The organism is Flavobacterium sp. IB48, from assembly GCF_016405855.1.
GTDB lineage: Bacteria > Bacteroidota > Bacteroidia > Flavobacteriales > Flavobacteriaceae > Flavobacterium > Flavobacterium ginsengisoli.
This window is the reverse complement of sequence record NZ_JAEFCA010000002.1, coordinates 226,991-245,666: the sequence shown is the minus strand read 5'-3', so window position 1 is coordinate 245,666 and position 18,676 is coordinate 226,991. Positions and strand designations below refer to the sequence as shown.

Genomic DNA, 18,676 nt, shown 5'->3' with positions numbered 1-18,676 from the left:
ATATTTCTGGTTTTTATTTAATGCTTTCTCTTTCGTATTCGTCAATATGGTCAAATTCTGGATAATGCTTTCTTGCTCTTGACCACATAAAATAAATTGCAGGAATTACAAAAAGCGTTAAAGCCAATGAAAAGATCGTTCCTCCCACAATTACAACTCCCATACCAATTCTACTAGTCGATGCCGCTCCAAGAGAAAGTGCAATTGGAAGTGCTCCTAAAGCAATGGCTAAACTTGTCATTAAAATTGGACGTAAACGCGCTTCTGAAGCTTCTAAAATAGCTTCTAATTTTGGTTTTCCTTGTTCTCGTAACTGATTGGCAAATTCTACAATCAAAATACCGTTTTTGGTTACCAGACCAATTAGCATTACCGTACCAATCTGACTGAAAATATTCCACGACTGATTGAATAGCCATAATGAGAATAAAGCTCCCGCTACAGCCATTGGAACTGTCAAAATAATAATAAACGGATCTATAAAACTTTCAAACTGTGCCGCTAGAATCAAGAAGATTAATAATAAAGCCAATCCGAAAGCAAAAGAAGTATTAGAACTACTTTCTACGAAATCTCGTGATTCTCCAGCTAAATCTGTTGTGAAGCTTTCGTCTAAAACTTTAGCTTTTATTCTATTCATTTCATCAATTCCGTCACCCATACTTTTTCCAGGTGCCAAACCAGCCGAAACAGTTGCAGACATGTATCTATTGTTGTGATATAATTGCGGTGGATTACTTTGCTCGTAAACGTTTACTACGTTATCCATCTGAATCAATTCACCATTTTTGTTTTTTACAAACATAGAAGTCAAATCCAAAGGTTTAGATCTGTCTTTTTGGTCAAACTGTCCAATTACCTGATATTGTTTTCCATTTTTGATAAAATAGCCAAAACGCTGTCCGCTTAAAGAAAGCTGTAAAGTTTGTGCTATGTCAAGAATTGAAATTCCTAAACTTTCTGCTTTAGCGCGGTCAATGGTAACATTGACTTCTGGTTTGTTAAATTTCAGGTTTACATCTGTTGTAGAAAAGACATCGCTTTTGGCTACTTCATTCATAAAAACAGGAATTTTTTCTCTTAACTTATCAAAGTTTGGAGCCTGAATAATGTATTGTATTGGTAAACCTCCACGTCTGTTAACGGCAATTGTAGGCTGCTGAATTACCGCTATTTTAGCATCAGGATATCTTTTTGTCCATTTGCTTAGTTTGTCTGCAATTTCTTTTTGAGATCTGGTTCTTTCGTCTGGTTCTTTTAATGACAGTCTCACAAAACCTGAGTTGGTTGCAGAACCTCCAGAACCTCCAGCAGTAATTACTAAACTAACTTTTTTTTCAGGGATTGAATCGTCAACAAGTTTTGAAATTTCTTGCATAAAACGATAAGTATAATCATAAGAAGAACCCTCTGGCGTGGTCATACGCATGGTAACAGAACTTCTGTCATCATAAGGCGCTGTTTCTTTTGGAAGAATCGTAAAGAATAAATAAATAATTCCAAAACAAGCAATTAAAATAGGAAAGCTGATCCATTTTTTGTCCATGAATTTTGTTAGTGATTCAGCATAACTGCTGTTCATTTTTTCAAAAAATGGCTCAGTTTTAATATAGAATTTTGACTTCTTTTGTTCGCCGCCTTTCATTAAATAGGCATTTAACATTGGTGTTAAAGTCAAGGAAACAAAGGCTGAAATTAATACCGCGGCTCCAATAACAACTCCAAATTCTCTAAAGAGTCGGCCAACAAAACCTTCTAAGAAAATTACTGGTAAAAATACCGCTGCTAAAGTGACAGAAATGGATATAACAGCGTAAAAGATTTCATTAGAACCTTTAATGGCTGCTTCGATTGGAGACATTCCTTCTTCGACCTTTTTGAAAATATTTTCAGTTACAACAATTCCGTCATCCACAACAAGTCCTGTTGCAAGCACAATAGCAAGAAGTGTTAGTACATTTATTGAGAAACCAAAAAGCCACATAATGAAGAATGTAGCAATTAACGATACGGGAATATCAATTAATGGTCTGAAAGCAATTGCCCAGTCTCTAAAAAACAAATAGATAATAATAATTACCAGAACGATTGATATTCCTAAAGTTTCGGCAACCTCCAATACAGATTTCTTTACAAATTGCGTGTTATCAAGCGCAATATTAAGTTTAATGTCTTTAGGTAAATCTTTTTTTAAGGCTTCAAATTTTTTGTAGAATTCAGCTGAAATATCCAGATAATTGGCTCCTGGCATTGGAACAATAGCCATTCCAATCATTGGAAGCCCAGAAGACATCAAAGAAGTCTCTATATTCTCCGGACCTAATTCGGCACCGCCTACATCACTAAGCCTTACGATTTTATCGCCATCTGTGCGAATGATAATATTGTTGAATTCTTCTGGTTTAGAAAGATTTCCAACCGTCTTTACAGTTAATTCGGTATTGTTCCCTGTTAATTTACCAGATGGAAGTTCGACGTTCTGAGCATTTAATGCATTTCTCACATCGGCAACTGTACACTTATAAGCATTTAGTTTTACAGGATCTATCCATAGACGCATTGCATAGCGTTTTTGCCCCCAAATTTGCACGCCACTTACGCCTGGAATGGTTTCCAAACGTTGAGAAATAACATTTTCGGCATAATCGCTTAATTCTAAAGAGCTTCTGCTATCACTTTGAACCGTCATCGAAATAATAGATTCGCTATCTGCATCGGCTTTAGAAACAACTGGTGGGGCATCTATATCTTGTGGAAGATTTCTAATTGCCTGCGAAACTTTGTCTCGAACATCATTAGCCGCTTCCTCTAAATCCTTATCTAAATTAAACTCGATTGTAATGGTACTGCTTCCTTGGTTACTGGATGAAGTAATATTTCGAATTCCATCAATCGCATTTACGGCTTTCTCAAGCGGTTCTGTAATTTGAGATTCAATAATATCAGAATTGGCACCTGTATAATTGGTACGAATAGATACCTGTGCAGGGTCAATAGAAGGAAATTCTCTAACTCCTAAAAAAGTATAACCAATAAAACCGAATAAAATAATTAGTAAATTCAGTACTATGGTTAAAACAGGTCTTTTTATACTTGTAGTTGATAAACTCATGTGTGATTTTAGATTTTAGATTGTTGATTTTAGATTTCAGATTTATTGCTAAATCTTGACTACCATCTTTAAATCTATATTCAAGTCTTTCGACTTTTGACTTTTGGCTTTAGAACTATTTTACTTGAACTTTAATTGGAGCTTCGTCTTTTAAAGACATAACACCGCTTGTAATCAAAGTGTCTCCCGGTTTTAATCCTGATAAAATTAAAATAGAAGAATCTGTTCTTGTTGTTGCATCAACCATTACTTCTTTTGCTTGTCCGTTATTGGCAATAAAGACTTTTTTACCGTCTTGAATTGGAATAATCGCTTGAGAAGGAACTACAATAGCATCTTTAATAATGTTTAAAGGCAATTTAATATCGGCAAAAGTTCCAGGGAAAAGTTTTCCATCGGTATTATCAGCCAAAGCACGAATTTGAAGTGTACGTGTAGCAACGGCAACTTCTGGTTCGATGGCATAAATTTTTGCATTGTATGTTTTATCTGAACCAGAAACTTTAAAATCGATTACCGATCCTGATTTTACTTCTGAAGCATATTTTTCTGGAATAGAAAAAGTGATTTTTAGTTTATTGGTATTAACCAATTTTGCTACTAAAACAGTAGGAGTGATGTAAGTTCCTGGAGAAATATTACGTAAACCAATTTTTCCTGAAAAAGGAGCTCTTACAGAAGTTTTAGAAATTTGCGCTCTAATTAATTGGCTTTGCGCTTGAGCAGAAGCAAGATCGGCTTTGGCAACGTCTGCTTCTTCCTGACTAATTGCTTCTTTTTGAAGCAATAATTTTGCTCTTCTTGCATTTTCGGCAGCTAATTCTTCTCTAGTTATAGCCTGTCTTAATTGTGCTTTTAGTTCGATATCGTTTACTTTTAAAAGCACTTGTCCTTTTGATACATTGGCGCCTTCGTTAAAGAATATTCCTTCCACAATTCCTGAAACCTCACTATGAATTTCAATTTGCTCATTTGCTTCAATAGATCCTGATAATGCAAGATTATTGTCAAAAGTGGTTGTTTTTATTACGATTCCATTAACAGTTGTTGGAGATTTTTTGTCGTTGAATTTTTTGGAGTCGTCGTTTTTACCCTTATTAGAAATAATTCTATAGGTAATAAAACCTCCAATTGTAATAATTAAAAGGGTGTAAATGAGGTGTTTTACTTTCATAAAATTGAAGTGAATATAGATTTTAGGTTTGTGTTTTTAGTAAGCTTACAAATTTAACTTTTTGGTGCGAAATCGAAAGCTGTTGGCTTTTATTTAACATTTGTATGTACAAAGGTTTGCATTTAGACTACAGTTGGGGCAAAAGGTTTAATTGAAGGTTAAATTTTTTTTCAAAAAAATTACAAGGTTTCTGTTGGGAAAACACATTGTTTCTTGCCTTAGAAAAAAAATAAGCTTTTTGTCTGATTTTTTTTGCACTTTATCGATTTTATTTGTAACATTGATACGTTAAACAAAATGATCGGATTTTTCAGAATTGCTATAAGTTTTATATAGTATTACTGTTAAAAAATGTAAGTAGAAGTTGTTTTTTTTGGTTTTTTACAGAATATAGCTAGATGTTATATTAACAAGTGTTTATTCTTTGTTGTTTAAATAATAAAAAAATGATTTATATGAAGAAAAAATTACTTCTAACTTTATGGTTCGCATTTTTACTTCTTTCAATTGGTTATTTGTTTTGGCAGAACGAGTTTAAATACAGTTTGCCGACTCCAATACCAAAGAATTATCACGCTATTGCCATGGGATCAAAAATTGATTTAGGACCATGCTGTGCATTTGACAATAGACCCATCTTTATACATTTTTTCAATCCCGAATGTCCATGTTCGCGATTCAACGTGCCTCATGTAAGTGCTTTGATTAAAAAATACGGAGATCAGATCAATTTTAAAATTGTTGTTTTAAACAAACAGAAAAATTTTACGATTGATGAGATTCAACAAAAGTTTGATGCTAAGATTCCCGTTTACTTTGATGAAGCAATTGCTAAAAAATGTGGTGTTTTCTCTACACCTCAGGCCGTTTTGCTAGATCAGTCGCACAATTTATATTACAGAGGCAATTACAATAAAACTAGATATTGTACAGATACTAAAAGTAATTATGCCCAAATGGCGATAGATTCTCTTCTTGGCAGAAAAGACAACCACAACCCATCTTTTAATGCTTTAGCTCTTAGAGCTTACGGATGCTCATTACCAAAATGTACTAAATAACTATTTCCAAAAACCTAAATCTAAATTCCCATGAAAACAAAAGCTAGCTTAAACGAACAAGATTATCTGCACAGTTTTATGTCTACAATGACACAAAAATCAGATACAATTATTAATTATGTACTTGCGGTATATTTTCTTCTCGGTATCGGATTGTCTTTTAAATACGATACTTTCGAAATTGGCGTTGGAGTCGGAACACTGAATCTTTTGATGTATTACTCAGCAAAATTTTTCATGAAAAACTCCAAATTTTATCAATATGTTTTGTCTGTAGTTCTGGCTATTTTTATGGCACAATACATTTACCAAATGCACGGAATGTTCGAAATGCATTTTACTGTGTTCATTGCAAGTACAATCTTGATTATTTACCAGAATTGGAGACTTCAAATACCGCTTACTTTACTGGTTGTCTTGCATCACGCGGGATTGGCTTATTTGCAAAATTATATTTATAATGATGCCAACGGACTTCAGGTTTATTTTTCGCAGGTAAATTTTGATCTCGAAACCTTAATTATTCATACCGTTTTAGCAGCTGTAGTATTTTTTATGAACGGATATTGGGCGTATTATTTTAAAGAACACAGTGAAAATCATATCTCAAAAATTTCAGATGAATATGAGCTGGAAAATATGAAGTTAGCTTCAGCAAAATACAGTTCAATGTCAGCTACAAAAGATTATAACGATTTTATACATAGAACAACTTTAGACTTAAAGCTACCTGTAAATTCAGTTTTAAAACTTATTGATGTTTCAAAAGGGCATACAGACAATGACAAATTGCTTACTTATCTTGAAATGATGAGAGAAAGTGCCAAGAAAATTGATGATTTAGTTAATGATATTCATGTAAAATCTACAAACACCAGAAGTTAGAAAAATTAATTTCCGATTAGAACCGGAACCAGCCCCCAAAGTAATATTAATTTTTTAAGCCTGTTATATGTTTAAGTATGATTTACCAACTGCAGTTCCTACGCTGCATAATCTAAAAAAAATTATTGATGATTTTTTGAATGAAAGCATTACATTAAATTCAATCGAAAAAATTGGCGCTCAATCTGAATTTGAAATAGAAGTAAGAGAAATTTTTAAAAACTATAGAGGTAATTCTCATGTTTACGATCTTGATTTTCAATATAAAAAACTAATACAGATTATGACTGACATTCATAATCTTAATCTCGCTGTTAACAATCAGATTCCAGATTGGTTGGAAAATGAATTAGAAACGGTTTTTCGTAAAATCAGAAATATTCTGCTTGTTTTGGAGATAGAATTAAATTGAGAATTGTTTAAGGATTCATTCTATATACTTAATTGAACTGTAGATTAATTTAATTGTAAAATTTATGGATACCAGATTAAACCGTCCGACACCTTCTGATAGAGAAGTTGATTGGAATAAGAATAAAGTGCTGCTTAGTAAAACTGACAAAAAAGGAACCATTTTATATGCCAATGAAGACTTTATAGATGTTTCTGGTTATGATGAATTTGAACTTGTCGGTCAGCCTCACAATATTGTCCGACATCCAGACATGCCAAAAGTGATTTTTAAATTCTTATGGGACAGTATTAAATCCAGTGAAAATATTCATGTTATCATAAAAAACATGGCAAAAACTGGACGTTATTATTGGGTAGTAACTGATTTTAAAATTGTTGCGGACACAGATGGTGAAATTGTAGGTTTCTTTGGAACTAGAAAATCGGTTCCAAATGATATTATCGTGAAATTTATTGAGCCTTTGTACAAAAAGCTTTTGCAGATTGAAGAAACAAGTGGTTTGCATGCTTCTGAAGAATATCTTGTAGGTTTTCTAGAAGAAAGAAAGAAAACCTACATGGAATACATCGATCATTTGATTGCAACAGGCAAGGATGATAAAAATAAAGTTAGCAAAGGCTTATTTAGTGGTCTTTTTGAGAAGAAAAATGACGCAAAAAAGTAACAACAGCTTATATACTTCATTGTGTCTGATAAAAAATATTCACCCTTAAATTTGTTCCCCCAGCAAAACTAAATCACATGAATATGAGGCTCAATGAAGTATTTTTTTTTAAGATGCTAAGGTTCTAAGATGCTAAGATGCTAAGTTTTTTAGATTAAAAGTAGAAAGGTTCAAAGGTTAATTAATTAACCTTTGAACCTTTCTTTTAAGGACTTTAGAACCTTAGCGTCTTAGTATCTTAGAAACTTAGAATCTTAGTATCTAGCTAATATAATTCCAGATATTCTTCTTCTTGGTCATTTCAATGAAAATTGCTCTTAGAATAGCATTTTCAGGTTTCTGAAGTGCAGAATCTTCTTTTAAGATTTTCATGGCATAATTTCTAGCCAAAGAAAGAATTTCTCGATCCTTTACAATATCTGCAATTTGAAGATTTAAAACACCGCTTTGCTGAGTTCCCATCATGTCGCCTGGACCGCGAAGTTTTAAATCTACTTCGGCTATTTCGAAACCATCATTGGTCTGAACCATTGTTTCCATTCTGGTTTTGCTATCAGAGCTTAATTTATGTCCCGTCATCAAAATGCAATAACTTTGTTCAGCGCCACGACCAACACGTCCGCGCAGCTGGTGCAATTGCGAAAGCCCAAATCTTTCGGCACTTTCAATAATCATTACACTAGCGTTTGGTACGTTTACGCCAACTTCGATAACCGTTGTAGCTACCATAATATTAGTTTTTCCTTCTGAAAAGCGCTTCATTTCAGAATCTTTATCAGCTGGTTTCATTTTTCCGTGAAGAATGGAAATTGAATATTGAGGAAGTGGAAAATCGCGAGAAATACTCTCGTAACCATCCATTAAATCCTTATAATCCATTTTTTCTGATTCCTGAATTAGCGGATAAACGATATAAATCTGTCTTCCTTTTGCAATTTCATCTCGAAGAAATTTCCAGACTTTCAATCTATTGCTGTCAAAACGATGCACGGTCTGAATTGGTTTTCTTCCCGGAGGCAATTCATCAATAACAGAAATATCCAAATCGCCATATAAGCTCATTGCCAAAGTTCTCGGTATAGGAGTGGCAGTCATGACTAAAACGTGTGGCGGAATATCATTTTTCTTCCACAGTTTAGATCTTTGCTCTACACCAAAACGATGCTGTTCATCAATTACAGAAAGGCCTAAATTTTGAAATTTTACTTTATCTTCTAATAAGGCATGAGTTCCGATCAAAATTTTAAGTTCTCCGTTTTCCAGTTCTTCATGAATAATTTTTCTTTCAGAAGTTTTGGTAGAACCCGTTAATATTCGGATATTGATATTTAATGTTTTAGCAAATTCAGATAATCCAAGAAAATGCTGATTGGCCAAGATTTCTGTAGGAGCCATTAGACAAGCCTGAAAACCATTGTCAATTGCCAAAAGCATGCTCATAAAAGCAACAATAGTTTTTCCTGAGCCAACATCTCCTTGAAGCAAACGGTTCATTTGAGCGTTGCTTCCCATATCGGTTCTGATTTCCTTAATCACTCTTTTTTGAGCATTAGTCAAATCAAAAGGCAAATGATTTTTATAAAATTCATTAAAAAGTTCGCCCACTTTGTCAAATGGATGTCCTTTTATTTTATGTTTTCGAATAAGATTTTTAGTAATTAATTGCAACTGAATAAAAAACAATTCTTCAAATTTCAATCTGAACTGTGCTTTCGCTAAAATTTCAGCGCTTTTCGGAAAATGAATATTAAATAATGCCGCACGTTTTGGAATCAGTTTTAATTCTTCGATTAAAAAAGGAGGAAAGGTTTCGGTAAAAAGCGCCTGAGTTTCTAAGAAAAGTTGCTCCATCATTTTATTAATGGTGCGATTTGAAATGCCTTTATTAGCCAAAGCTTCTGTTGAAGGATAAACGGGTTGCATCGCTGAGCGTAAGCTTCTTTCGTGTTCGCTTAACAATTCAATTTCAGGATGCGCCATGCTAAATTGGCTTCCGTACAGTGAACATTTTCCAAAAATCACCAAAGTTTCATTTAGCTTTAAGCTTTCGCGAATCCACTTATGGCCTTGAAACCAGTTTAAGTCAATTTGCCCAGTATCATCAACGAAAGTCGCTACTAGACGTTTTTTGTTTTTGGCAAATTCAACAGTTTTAATATGAATGATTTTTCCAATAATCTGAACTTCAGAACCTGTATTTTGCAATTCGTTAATCTTGTAATAACGCGTTCTGTCAATATATCGATTTGGAAAAAGATTGACTAAATCTCCATATTTATGAATACCCAATTCCTTACGAAGTAACTGGCCACGACTAGGACCAACACCTTTTAAGTATTCTATTGGAGTTTCTAGAAGATTATTAGACATTCGAAAATTTAGATTTTATAGAGCCAAGAATAAAAGAGTCAAGAAGAAAGGAAAAAGAGAAAGTATATTCAATATTTCTTTCTTTTTGACTCTTTTTATTTAGAAAAGCGAAGATAGATTTTAATTGGGAATTTTGAAAATGAATTGTTGCTTTCAAGTCTTTGAATATTAAGTTATCGTTAAGCTGTAAAATAAAGACGCAACTATTTTAAGCAAGTAAACTCTTATTAATAGTTAACAATCAAAAACTATAAATATGAAAAAAATTGGACTTTTAATTGTAATGCTCATTTCTCTTATTTCCTGTTCTGACAGCGACGACAAATCATCTGAAAGTTATATTGGTAAATGGACTTTAATAAGAATGGGCAGTAATAATCCTGCGGCAAATTCTATAGATATTTTAGAATGGGAGGAATCTTATATTTTTAATTCTAATAACACATTTTCTAAAACAAGAAAAAGAGATGGAAAAACTACAACCATTTCAGGAACTTATTCTGTAATGAAAACGACAGATCAAACAAAGTTTGAGTTAAGTTATAGTGCTCAAAGTGATATAATTGGTTCTTGTACTGCGTTAAAGGAGAATCTATATATTATTAACGATATTGGAAGTTTGTATAGTGCTTGGAGCATATGTGACGGACCATTATTGGTATATGATAAGAAATAATTTTTAAATGCTTACTAATTCAATTTTAAAGCTCCGTTTTTAACGGAGTTTTTATTTTTTTATCGTCAGTAAAATTTTAATAAAAAAAGATAATTGCTAGATTTGTTCAAACATTTAAATTATAAGCCCAAATTATGATTAAAGAAGAAAAAGTTCCTTTTGAAACTATGGTGTTTTCTGGTATTACATTCAAAGTAATTAACCGACACGAAGCGCACAATATTATTGGAGATTTAATCGATTTCAAAAATCAGAAAATTTATAATGTTTTTGAAGACACTTGGCGTTTTCCTGATTATGAAGAAAATCCTATATTTCTATTAGCAGAAGACGATGTAGAAATGGATTTATTTGAAATGGATTTTAGCACGGAAGAACATTCTCATATTTTCATCTTAGGATTTATTTTTAAAGGAAATCTAATGGTTTCAAAATTGATTAGTTCTTATGATACAGACAATTCTCCTGCTTTAATTGTTTTAGGAAAAACAACTACAGTCAATATTAATTTGTTTGGCAGTGTTCATTATTTAGGCGGCGGTTTGCAGTGTGATACACTTGTTGGAGAGTATAATCATGGAGAGCTTTTTGTAAAAGGAGATCTTATTGCGTGGTTAATTTATACTGATGATATGTTACTTCATTTTGAACGTTTTACAGATGTTCAAGCAATTATAAGTGCGGGAAGGCCCGATATTTTGATTTGCAGTAATGTTCAAGACACGGACGGATCTATTATTACTGTTGAGAATTATCTGCCTTCAACTCATAAACTGTCAGATATTGTAGACGATGCTTTTCTTGAGTTTTCAAGTTATGGCACCGAAATATTAGGAAACAATTATTTAGATGTTTTTAAAGAAGGACTTTCAATCTTAGATTACGATAAAAAAGAAAAATATATGTATGCTGATTTTCGTAATCAGTTTATTAATATGATTGATGTTTTATCTGATAATGAGGAATTAAAGGAAAACGGAAAAATCGTTAGACATATTTCGGGAACAACTTATTTGTTTGTTCCTTTTGATTATGAAGGGAAAAAATACAGTCAGATTTCTGAAGAAATTTCGAATGGTTTTAATATCAGAATGCGTGCTTTATGGTGCCATGATGATGAAGAAATTATGATTATTCTGGAATATCTTGATGAAAATGGAGATCCAAAATACCAATGGATGAATGATGAAAATGCGCAAGGAATTGAATTTTTCTGCGTAAAAAATGCTGTCATGAAAACTTTTGAAATATTAACAACTCCGGAAGTCGAAGATGAAGATGACGACGAAGATGAAAGAGAATATGCAGACTATGACAACAGTTTTTCATTAGAAGAATTTGCAGTTCAATTTGGTCATTATAAATTGCCCGAAGATTTAGTAAAACTCTATGAATTTGAACAAGAATATGGAGTAGAAACGTATTCTGAATGTTTTGGGCTTACTATTACTAATGATAAAACAGGAATAAAAACTTGGTCTGAGGAAGAAGAATTTTATAATAGTTTTATCGAATTTGCGGGCGCAAACGGTTCAGGAAGTTCGTATGCATATTGGCTTATTGATGAAGATTTGAATAATTGTCCAATTGTAGTTTTTGGAGACGAAGGCGGAGTTCATATTGTGGCAGAAAATACTAAGAAATTGATTCAGCTTCTGACTCTTGACACTGAAATTTCTGTTGACTTTGATAAAGCGTATTTCTATCAAGATGAGGAATATTATGAAGAAAGCGAAAACAAAGAAGAATTTAAAGATTGGGTTAAAAATCAATTTAATCTAGAAGCAATAGAATCTAACGAAGATGCAGATGAAATTGTAGAAGAGGCACAAAGAAAGTATAAACAAAAGTTTAACGACTTTTTAGTAAAGTTTGGCATTGAAATCAGTGAAGAAGATGAATAGTGTTTTTTATCTTTGAATAAAAATTAGAAAGAAATGAAAACACATTTAGCGCTTTTACGAGGCATTAATGTTTCTGGACATAATATGATGAAAATGGAAGCTTTGAAAGCAATGCTGGAGAATCTTGGTTTTTTAAATGTTCGAACGTATCTGCAATCTGGTAATGTCTTTGTAGACAGCGAAGAAGAAGCTTCAAAGGTTGGTTTTATGATCAAACAGGAAATCTTTAAGGTTTTTGGACACGAAGTTCCTGTTGTAATGATCACTAAAGAAAATCTGCAATCTTGTTTTGCTAATAATGCATTTTTAAAAGAGAAAGATCTTGATACAAAAAAACTTTATGTTGCTTTTGTCTCAATGGCATTAAAAAAGGAAAGTATAAACGATTTGAAAATCAGTCAGTTTAAACCAGACGAAGCAAGTATTGATGAAAATAGGATTTTTATTAAATATGCCGTTGGTGCAGGAAAAACACGTTTTGATCAAAAATACATCGAGAAAAAATTAAATGTAACAGCAACAATTCGAAACTGGAATACGGTTACAAATTTGCTTAAAATGTATGAAGAATAATGAAAAAGTATTTTTTTATAATGTTTGTTTTTGCAATGAGTTTAAATTCTACAATTTACGCTCAGGATACAAAAACGGTTGCAGAAGATTTTAATGTCTTCTTTAAAAAATTCAATGAAGATCAAAAGTTTCAAATCAGCAGAGTTATTTTTCCTTTAAAATACAAGGCAAACAATGAAGATTTTGAATTGTTAGATTACACAATGACAAAAGAGAAATATAAAGTTCTTCATCTCAATAATAAGGCTGATGAGAAATATTTAAAACGTACATTATCAGTAAAGAAAAGCAAAGCTACTCTTGAAGAGCGCGGGCTAGATAGCGGAATTTATATTGACTATGTTTTTGAATTGAAAGATAATAAATGGTTCCTGAAAACTTTTGTCGACCAATCGACTTAATGTTAATCTCGAATCCATTTTTGCATAGCTGGAAAAGGCATTTTTTGTTCTTTTTCAGCTTTTTCATTTCCAAGACATAATTCCATCCATTCTAAAAGCGGCAATCCGATATAATTTCCCGAAGTAAAATTTGTGATAAACCATTCAGAACTCCCTTTATACCCGTGTGGATGGAATACAAATTCAGCAGGAAATTGTAAATGATGCAATGCAGCGTATGACCATAAAATAGCTGCAATTTCGTCACCTTGAGTTGGCCAGTCTTTAGAGATTTGATCTGACCCAACCAGTTTTCTTTCCGTAGGAATTGTTACCGCAAGATGACCCGCTTCATGTAAAATATCTCCTGGATATAGCAATTTTTCATAATCGATATAAATACAATTAGGTCCTAAATCTAAACCAGGTAAAAAGGTTTCTCCAAGCTTTTTTTCAATAATTTCAATACCAATTTCTTTCAAAAAGAATACTACTTTTTTTACTTCATCATTTTCTTTAAAAGCCATGTTAGTTTGTTTTTAAAATGTTTTTCTTGATGTAAATGGTGTCTGCGCTATAAAAAGCTCCTTTTTTCATGCCACCGCCAAAAGGCTGCATAAATTGAATATTTTGAGATTCGTAACCTTCTTTTTTAATCGCTTCATTCACTGCCAAAGTTGGTGCTTCGAAACCAAAAAGTGTAAATTGACGATAACGCTTTTCAGCTAATAAAAAATAACCGTTTGATTGACTTGAAGTCTCGCCAACTTTACAATTTTCGATAGGCTGTTTAGTTTCTGAATCGTAAATATAGCCACTAATTTGGGGCCTTTTGCATCTGCTAACTAAACAGCTTTGCAAAAAGAAAGAAACTAGAATTAAAAAGATGAGATTATACAAGAACTTCATTTATTTTTTGATTAAATCACAATACCAAAATCCAAAATCAAAAGCGGTTTCATCATTGGTATCGCAGGTTTTGTTAGACGAATCTTTCTTTTCTGGTTTTTCATATTTTCGATACACAATTTCACCAATTTCAAAATCAATTGGTTTTGAAAATATAGGACCGTCGAAAGTAAAGGTATGAAATTCACCGTTTTCTCCGCAAACATCTACATTTTCAGGCAAATCATTTATAAAATCTTGATCGATAACTCTTCCGACAAAACTTTTGTCTAGATATTTTTCGTTGACACAAACCACAATGGTTTTGAAGCTTAGCGAAATAAATTCCTGAATTAAGTCTTGAGTTGGAATTTTCCAAATTGGAAAAACTCCTTTAAGTCCAATTTTAGCCAATTGATTTTCACGATACTCACGCAAATCTTCCAAAAAAATATCTCCAAAAATAGAATAACGTATTCCGTTTTGTTTTAACTCAGTCAAAGTTTTGGTCATAACTTGTTCGTAAACTTCCATCGTTGGCATTTCTGGAACTTCAAGAATTTTTAACGGAATTCCAATGCTTTCGGCTTGGTTCTGCAATAATTCAAGACGAATTCCGTGCATCGAAATACGCTGATATTGCTTGTTAACGCTTGTCAATAAACATTCAATTTTAAAATCTTTATTTTGAAGTATTTTATATAAAGCAAGAGCAGAATCCTTTCCGCTGCTCCAGTTAAATAAGGCTTTTTGAGGTGTAGACACAATTTGGCAGTTTTATATGGTAAACTTACAAAATTCGTTCTATTTGTAAAGGAAACCTTTGTAACTTTGGAATTTTACATGCCAATTAAGATGTTATTTAGAGATAAATTTAAAATTAATTCAAATAGATTGCAAAACTGGGATTATTCTAGTGAAGCTGTTTATTTTATTACTATTGTGACTAAAAATAGGATATCTATTTTTGGGAGTATTGAAGAAGAAAAAATGATTTTAAATGAAAGTGGAAAAATTATTGAAAAAGAGCTTTTAAAATCGATTAAGATTCGTGAAAATTGGTTTTTTCATAACTGGGTTATTATGCCAAATCATATTCATTTGCTAATCGAAATTCAAGACACCCTGCATATCGTAGAGATGCGCTGCAGTGCGTCTACGCCCAGCATATCCACAACAGAAAATAATATTACGGAAAAATCTTTGTCGACATACGGACGTGAGACGCACTGCAGTGCGTCTCTACAAAACCAACCTGAGTCTAAATTTTCTAGAAAATCCAATTCTATTTCATCATTTGTTGCTACTTTTAAATCAATCACAACTAAACAGATAAATGGAGTCGAATCGATTTGGCAGGCGAACTACCACGATCATATTGTCAGAAATTACAAAACGTTCGAAAAGATTTATGATTACATAAAACATAATCCGATATCTTGGGAAACAGATTCTTTAAAATAAAATTTTCAATGAAATACATTTTTTTATTATTTACCACTTTTCTTTTTGCGCAACAAACTCAATTCGTCGATTTTAAATCGGTTTCAGGACAATTGTCTTTAAATTCAAAAGAAAAAACAATTTCAGGTGCTGTCGATTTTCAATTTGAGGTTTTAAAGGATTGTGATACTATTTCGCTTGACGCTAAAAACATGGAATTTTCGAATGTGAAAATCAATGAAAAAGAAATCATTTTTATCAATACCACTAAACAGTTAAAATTGGTTTTCCCTTTTAAAAAAGGAGAAAATAATCTAACTTTTAATTATAGCGTAAAACCAAAACAAGCCTTGTATTTTGTTGATATGGAAAACGATGAAGTGCAGATTTGGACACAAGGCCAAGGAAGATATACTAGCAATTGGTTTCCGAGTTTTGATGATGTCAATGAAAAGCTAGTTTTTAATTTAGGAATTACTTATGATAAAGATTATCAGGTAGTTTCTAATGGAGTTTTAAAGGAAAAAACAAACAACGGAAATCTAAATCATTGGCAGTTTATAATGGAAAAACCAATGAGTTCGTATTTGTTGATGCTGGCGATTGGGAAATATGATAAAAGAGAATTTAAATCTAGAAGCAGAATACCTTTAGAATATTATTACGAACCAAAAGATGCCGATCGTTTTGAACCAACTTATCGCTATTCGAAACGAATTTTTGATTTCCTTGAAAAAGAAATTGGTGTAAAATATCCTTGGAAAATTAATAGACAGATTCCAGTTAGAGACTTTTTATATGCCGGAATGGAAAATACTACTTCAACACTTTTTGCAACACGTTATGTAGTAGATTCAATTGGTTTTTGCGATCGAAATTATACAAATGTAGATGCTCACGAATTGGCACATCATTGGTTTGGAGATCTTATTACAGCCGAAAGCAGCACTCATCATTGGCTTCAGGAAGGGTTTGCAACTTATTTTGCTTTGCTTGCAGAAAAAGATATTTATGGAGATGACTATTTTTACTCTAAACTATACAATACAGCACAGCAAATAAAGTTTGCGTCTCGTACTGACACGATTCCAGTTTTAAATGCAAAAGCAAGTTCGCTTACATTTTACGAAAAAGGGGCTTGGGCATTGTTTGTGTTACATGAATCTATTGGAGATAAAGCCTTTAAAAAAGCAATTAAAAATTATCTGAATAAGTACGCTTATCAAACGGTAAATACACAGAATTTTTTCGATGAAATTAAAAAAGTTTCTGATTTTGATTTGGATAAATTCCAAAAAACATGGCTAGAATCAACTGTTTTTGATACTCCAACTGCAAATGAATTATTGAGTAAAAACAAAACAATTCAAAAGCGATTAGAAATCGATAAATTGAAAAAAACACCTTTAAAAGATAAAATAGATATCTTAAAAAGTACTTTAGAATCTGATGTGTATCAATCTGTAAAAGAAGCTGTTGTTGATCAATTAGAAAATGAAAAATACGAAGAAAAAAAGCCTCTTTTGCTTTTAGCACTGCAGACTAATAATATTAATGTTCGTCAAAATTTAGCAGGATCTCTAACTAAAATTCCAGAAGATTTTAGAACAAACTACGAAACGCTTTTGGATGATAAATCGTATCAAACCCAAGAAATAGCACTTTATTGGCTGTGGAGAAACTTTCCCGATCATAGAAAAGAATATTTGGATAAATCTAAAAATTGGATCGGTTTTAACGATTATAACTTAAGAACTTTATGGCTTTCGTTGGTATTGTCAACACCAAATTACAATAGTGATATAGATTCTTTGACAAGTGAACTTATTGCATTTTCATCTACAAAATATGAAGCTACAACACGACAAAATGCTTTAGAAAAATTGATTGCTTTTAAAATTATTAACGATCAGGTTTTGAGTAATTTAGTTAGTGCTACTACACATCACATGTGGCAGTTTTCTAAATTTGGAAGAGATACAATAAGACTTCTGTTAAAAAATCCTGAAATGCGTGCTTCATTTAATAGAATTTTACCTAATTTGACACCCGATGAACAATTTCAATTAAATCGTTTATTGAAAGAGTAAATTAGAGTGGAAAGAGAGGGAAGAAGCAAGATTCAAAGTAAAGGATTTTAAAAATAATCTTGGTTCTTGCTTCTTTTCTCTATATTCTCTAATAAAAATATCCCAAAAAATAAAACCTACATTACAATTTATGAGAGCATTGGTTATTTCAGGTGGTGGCAGTAAAGGCGCATTTGCTGGCGGTGTTGCCCAGTATTTAATAGAAGAAAAAAAACATGAATACGATTTGTTTATAGGAACTTCTACAGGAAGTTTGTTAATTCCGCACTTAGCTCTCGGTCATATCAAAAAAATACATTCTGTATACACCAATGTTACGATGTCGAGTATCTTCAACATTTGTCCGTTTGTGGTAAAAACCAAAGACGGAGTCGATATTGTGACAATTAATCACTTTAATGTAATACGCCAATTTTTTAAAGGAAAACGAACTTTTGGAGAAAGTAAAGGTTTAAAGAAATATATTCAGAATAATTTTTCACTTTCCGATTTTAATAAACTAAAAAAACTTAAGACAGATGTTGTCGTAACAGTAACCAATTTTACCACAAACGAATCAGAATACAAATTGGCAAAAGATTGCACATATGAAGAGTTTTGCGAATGGTCTTGGATCTCGAGTAATTATGTTCCGTTTATGAGTTTGGTTGAGAAAAACAACTTTGAATATGGTGATGGTGGATTTTCTAGTTTGGTTCCAATTCGTGAAGCTATTAACCGTGGGGCGACGGAAATAGATGTGATTGTATTGGAAACAGAAGTTAATACTACTAAAACAGTAATTGGAAAAAATCCGTTTTCATTAATGATCGATTTGTTCAGAATTGCTTTAGATCAAGTCGAAAAACACGATATTGCTATAGGAAAACTTATGGCAAATACTAAAGATGTAAAACTTAATTTATATTACACTCCAATAAAATTAACAGATAACGCGCTGATTTTTAATAAAGAAGTGATGAAAGAATGGTGGGAGCAAGGTTACGAATATGCGCAGAATAAATCTGAAGTTATGAGTGATAATAGGAAGATGTAAAAAAT

The 18,676-nt window shown here is 32.2% G+C and carries 17 protein-coding genes; 11 read left to right on the top strand and 6 right to left on the bottom strand.

Annotation, left to right across the window (positions count from 1 at the left end):
* Positions 1-13: 13 nt before the first annotated feature.
* Together JC605_RS08250 and JC605_RS08245 are read right to left on the bottom strand one after the other, a co-directional pair.
* Complete coding sequence (locus tag JC605_RS08250; RefSeq protein WP_198855747.1) at positions 14-3,112, bottom strand: efflux RND transporter permease subunit; 3,099 nt, start codon at positions 3,110-3,112, stop codon at positions 14-16.
* Between the two features lie 115 nt (positions 3,113-3,227).
* Positions 3,228-4,286, bottom strand: coding sequence for an efflux RND transporter periplasmic adaptor subunit (locus JC605_RS08245; protein ID WP_198855746.1), 1,059 nt, complete (start codon positions 4,284-4,286; stop codon positions 3,228-3,230).
* A 455-nt stretch (positions 4,287-4,741) separates the two neighbouring features.
* On the opposite strand from JC605_RS08245, the gene JC605_RS08240 reads away from it, so the two are divergent.
* From JC605_RS08240 to JC605_RS08225, 4 genes are all read left to right on the top strand, one after another.
* Entirely contained in the window at positions 4,742-5,347 is a 606-nt protein-coding gene (locus JC605_RS08240) for a thioredoxin fold domain-containing protein (protein ID WP_198855745.1), read from the top strand.
* 30 nt (positions 5,348-5,377) lie between these two features.
* Positions 5,378-6,232 carry a hypothetical protein gene (locus tag JC605_RS08235; RefSeq protein ID WP_198855744.1) on the top strand — a complete coding sequence of 285 codons (855 nt, stop codon included), beginning with the start codon at positions 5,378-5,380 and terminating at the stop codon, positions 6,230-6,232.
* Positions 6,233-6,299: 67 nt separating this feature from the next.
* Entirely contained in the window at positions 6,300-6,644 is a 345-nt protein-coding gene (locus JC605_RS08230; protein WP_198855743.1) for a hypothetical protein, read from the top strand.
* 64 nt (positions 6,645-6,708) lie between these two features.
* A complete protein-coding gene (locus JC605_RS08225) occupies positions 6,709-7,311 on the top strand; it encodes a PAS domain-containing protein (protein WP_198855742.1) in 603 nt (200 codons plus the stop codon).
* A gap of 261 nt (positions 7,312-7,572) precedes the next feature.
* Here JC605_RS08225 and recG read toward each other — a convergent pair whose 3' ends face one another.
* Complete coding sequence (gene recG, locus JC605_RS08220) at positions 7,573-9,681, bottom strand: ATP-dependent DNA helicase RecG (protein WP_198855741.1); 2,109 nt, start codon at positions 9,679-9,681, stop codon at positions 7,573-7,575.
* A 256-nt stretch (positions 9,682-9,937) separates the two neighbouring features.
* Between recG and JC605_RS08215 the strand changes: the two genes are divergently transcribed.
* The 4 genes from JC605_RS08215 (at position 9,938) to JC605_RS08200 (ending at position 13,235) form a co-directional block, all read left to right on the top strand.
* Complete coding sequence (locus tag JC605_RS08215) at positions 9,938-10,357, top strand: hypothetical protein (protein ID WP_198855740.1); 420 nt, start codon at positions 9,938-9,940, stop codon at positions 10,355-10,357.
* Between the two features lie 134 nt (positions 10,358-10,491).
* On the top strand, positions 10,492-12,261 hold the full coding sequence (locus JC605_RS08210) for a hypothetical protein (RefSeq protein ID WP_233074058.1): 1,770 nt from the start codon (positions 10,492-10,494) through the stop codon (positions 12,259-12,261).
* Positions 12,262-12,294: 33 nt separating this feature from the next.
* Positions 12,295-12,834, top strand: coding sequence for a DUF1697 domain-containing protein (locus tag JC605_RS08205; protein ID WP_198855739.1), 540 nt, complete (start codon positions 12,295-12,297; stop codon positions 12,832-12,834).
* The gene (locus JC605_RS08200) at positions 12,834-13,235 is read left to right on the top strand and encodes a DUF4348 domain-containing protein (RefSeq protein ID WP_198855738.1); all 402 of its coding nucleotides are present in this window, start codon (positions 12,834-12,836) and stop codon (positions 13,233-13,235) included. The genes JC605_RS08205 and JC605_RS08200 overlap by 1 nt, the downstream gene beginning before the upstream one ends.
* A 2-nt stretch (positions 13,236-13,237) precedes the next feature.
* Here JC605_RS08200 and JC605_RS08195 read toward each other — a convergent pair whose 3' ends face one another.
* From JC605_RS08195 to JC605_RS08185, 3 genes are read right to left on the bottom strand one after another with little or no spacing between them, the layout of a single operon-like run.
* On the bottom strand, positions 13,238-13,741 hold the full coding sequence (locus tag JC605_RS08195) for a hypothetical protein (protein WP_198855737.1): 504 nt from the start codon (positions 13,739-13,741) through the stop codon (positions 13,238-13,240).
* Between the two features lies 1 nt (position 13,742).
* Complete coding sequence (locus tag JC605_RS08190) at positions 13,743-14,123, bottom strand: hypothetical protein (protein WP_198855736.1); 381 nt, start codon at positions 14,121-14,123, stop codon at positions 13,743-13,745.
* Positions 14,124-14,867 (bottom strand): diphthine--ammonia ligase, encoded by a 744-nt coding sequence (locus JC605_RS08185; protein ID WP_198855735.1) that lies wholly within the window; start codon positions 14,865-14,867, stop codon positions 14,124-14,126.
* A gap of 129 nt (positions 14,868-14,996) precedes the next feature.
* Between JC605_RS08185 and JC605_RS08180 the strand changes: the two genes are divergently transcribed.
* The 3 genes from JC605_RS08180 to JC605_RS08170 all read left to right on the top strand — a co-directional run bounded on the left by JC605_RS08180 (position 14,997) and on the right by JC605_RS08170 (position 18,671).
* The gene (locus JC605_RS08180; protein WP_198855734.1) at positions 14,997-15,566 is read left to right on the top strand and encodes a transposase; all 570 of its coding nucleotides are present in this window, start codon (positions 14,997-14,999) and stop codon (positions 15,564-15,566) included.
* An 8-nt stretch (positions 15,567-15,574) separates the two neighbouring features.
* Positions 15,575-17,635 carry a M1 family metallopeptidase gene (locus JC605_RS08175; protein WP_198855733.1) on the top strand — a complete coding sequence of 687 codons (2,061 nt, stop codon included), beginning with the start codon at positions 15,575-15,577 and terminating at the stop codon, positions 17,633-17,635.
* A gap of 130 nt (positions 17,636-17,765) precedes the next feature.
* The gene (locus JC605_RS08170) at positions 17,766-18,671 is read left to right on the top strand and encodes a patatin family protein (RefSeq protein WP_198855732.1); all 906 of its coding nucleotides are present in this window, start codon (positions 17,766-17,768) and stop codon (positions 18,669-18,671) included.
* Positions 18,672-18,676 lie beyond the last annotated feature (5 nt).

What these genes read in the sequence shown, in the direction of transcription:
- JC605_RS08250 (WP_198855747.1), bottom strand. Translation starts at nt 3,112, where the DNA reads ATGAGTTTATCAACTACAAGTATAAAAAGACCTGTTTTAACCATAGTA.
- JC605_RS08245 (WP_198855746.1), bottom strand. Translation starts at nt 4,286, where the DNA reads ATGAAAGTAAAACACCTCATTTACACCCTTTTAATTATTACAATTGGA.
- JC605_RS08240 (WP_198855745.1), top strand. Translation starts at nt 4,742, where the DNA reads ATGAAGAAAAAATTACTTCTAACTTTATGGTTCGCATTTTTACTTCTT.
- JC605_RS08235 (WP_198855744.1), top strand. Translation starts at nt 5,378, where the DNA reads ATGAAAACAAAAGCTAGCTTAAACGAACAAGATTATCTGCACAGTTTT.
- JC605_RS08230 (WP_198855743.1), top strand. Translation starts at nt 6,300, where the DNA reads ATGTTTAAGTATGATTTACCAACTGCAGTTCCTACGCTGCATAATCTA.
- JC605_RS08225 (WP_198855742.1), top strand. Translation starts at nt 6,709, where the DNA reads ATGGATACCAGATTAAACCGTCCGACACCTTCTGATAGAGAAGTTGAT.
- recG (WP_198855741.1), bottom strand. Translation starts at nt 9,681, where the DNA reads ATGTCTAATAATCTTCTAGAAACTCCAATAGAATACTTAAAAGGTGTT.
- JC605_RS08215 (WP_198855740.1), top strand. Translation starts at nt 9,938, where the DNA reads ATGAAAAAAATTGGACTTTTAATTGTAATGCTCATTTCTCTTATTTCC.
- JC605_RS08210 (WP_233074058.1), top strand. Translation starts at nt 10,492, where the DNA reads ATGATTAAAGAAGAAAAAGTTCCTTTTGAAACTATGGTGTTTTCTGGT.
- JC605_RS08205 (WP_198855739.1), top strand. Translation starts at nt 12,295, where the DNA reads ATGAAAACACATTTAGCGCTTTTACGAGGCATTAATGTTTCTGGACAT.
- JC605_RS08200 (WP_198855738.1), top strand. Translation starts at nt 12,834, where the DNA reads ATGAAAAAGTATTTTTTTATAATGTTTGTTTTTGCAATGAGTTTAAAT.
- JC605_RS08195 (WP_198855737.1), bottom strand. Translation starts at nt 13,741, where the DNA reads ATGGCTTTTAAAGAAAATGATGAAGTAAAAAAAGTAGTATTCTTTTTG.
- JC605_RS08190 (WP_198855736.1), bottom strand. Translation starts at nt 14,123, where the DNA reads ATGAAGTTCTTGTATAATCTCATCTTTTTAATTCTAGTTTCTTTCTTT.
- JC605_RS08175 (WP_198855733.1), top strand. Translation starts at nt 15,575, where the DNA reads ATGAAATACATTTTTTTATTATTTACCACTTTTCTTTTTGCGCAACAA.
- JC605_RS08170 (WP_198855732.1), top strand. Translation starts at nt 17,766, where the DNA reads ATGAGAGCATTGGTTATTTCAGGTGGTGGCAGTAAAGGCGCATTTGCT.